This window comes from Streptomyces atratus, assembly GCF_040655115.1.
Classification (GTDB): Bacteria; Actinomycetota; Actinomycetes; order Streptomycetales; family Streptomycetaceae; genus Streptomyces; species Streptomyces atratus_D.
This window is the reverse complement of sequence record NZ_JBFAJH010000155.1, coordinates 1-1,054: the sequence shown is the minus strand read 5'-3', so window position 1 is coordinate 1,054 and position 1,054 is coordinate 1. Positions and strand designations below refer to the sequence as shown.

Below are 1,054 nucleotides of genomic sequence, written 5' to 3'. Positions count from 1 at the left end.
CCCCGTCCCCGCCCGCAGCATGTTCGTCGCCAAGCGCGGTATCTGGAAGCAGACCTGGGCCATCAAGCGCTACCAGCGGTGGTCCAATTGCCAGGAACGCTGGACCCACGTCGGCAACTACACCGGCGTCGGAAGCATGAACTACACATCCTCAAAGAAGCTCTACCGCTGAACCCATCGGCAACAGCCTCTCCCGGCCCGCACACGCGTCCCGCACGGCACATCGCTCCGTGCGGGACGCCACCGGCTCCCAGGTATGCCAGATGTCCGCCCCGGTTCCTGTCGAAGCGTCACGCCGTAATACCTCCTAAAACCGGCGCTCCGGGAAGCTGTCCTATTTCCGTCCCCGTGGTCTGGCCGTGCCCGTGAGGCAGGCACAGGTGTAGTCAGCCCCAGTCGCCGTTGATCCACGCGAGCAGGCGGGCGCGCTTCTTGTAGGAGCAAGGAGCGTGGACAGCGCCGGACGTGACGTACGTTTCGGACCGGCCTTGCAGGTCGTGCCCGTAGTCGCTGGGGCCGTATTCGCCGTCGCGGTGGCCGTCCATGTCGTCGGCCCAGTCGAGGAGACCGAAGTCGAGGTTGAGGTTCTCGAGGTACCGGGCGGGGTCGGCCGGTTCTACCGGTGCGGGACGACCGTCCGCCCCGGCGGTGAGCCGGTCTTCGAGGCAGCCGTCGGAGCGCACGGGCTGGCTCAGCCACCACCCGCCCATCTGGTACGGGTGTTCAGCAGGGCGTACGGCATCGCCCCGCACCAGTACCTGATGTCCCGGCGGGTCGGCCGGGCCCGGCGCCTGTTGCTGGAGGGACGGGCGCCGGGCGAGGTGGCGGCGGCCAGCGGCTTCTACGACCAGGCCCATCTCACCCGGCACTTCGGCCGGTTGGTGGGCGTGCCGCCGGGACGCTACCGGGCGGGCGTGCGCGGAACGTCGTAGCCGCTCACTTGACGTCGACGTAGTCGCCGGCCGCGGTCGCCCCGCCGGTCGTGTCCGTCTCGCCGAAGGTCCAGCGCCAGTAGCCGTCGGCGGAGGCGGTGACCGTGGTCTTCAGGGCACCG

1 protein-coding gene and 1 pseudogene are annotated in these 1,054 nt (G+C 69.4%); one reads left to right on the top strand and one right to left on the bottom strand.

Features of this window, described 5'->3' with window-relative positions:
* Positions 1–386 precede the first annotated feature (386 nt).
* Positions 387–710, bottom strand: coding sequence for a hypothetical protein (locus AB0I23_RS41560; RefSeq protein ID WP_359118466.1), 324 nt, complete (start codon positions 708–710; stop codon positions 387–389).
* On the opposite strand from AB0I23_RS41560, the pseudogene AB0I23_RS41555 reads away from it, so the two are divergent.
* Positions 696–932: pseudogene (locus AB0I23_RS41555) on the top strand (helix-turn-helix transcriptional regulator); the annotation flags it as partial. The gene AB0I23_RS41560 and the pseudogene AB0I23_RS41555 sit on opposite strands and share 15 nt — an antisense overlap.
* Positions 933–1,054: the final 122 nt, after the last annotated feature.

Bases quoted from the DNA above. Each gene is read 5' to 3' on its own strand.
- AB0I23_RS41560 (WP_359118466.1), bottom strand. From the start codon at position 710: ATGGGCGGGTGGTGGCTGAGCCAGCCCGTGCGCTCCGACGGCTGCCTC.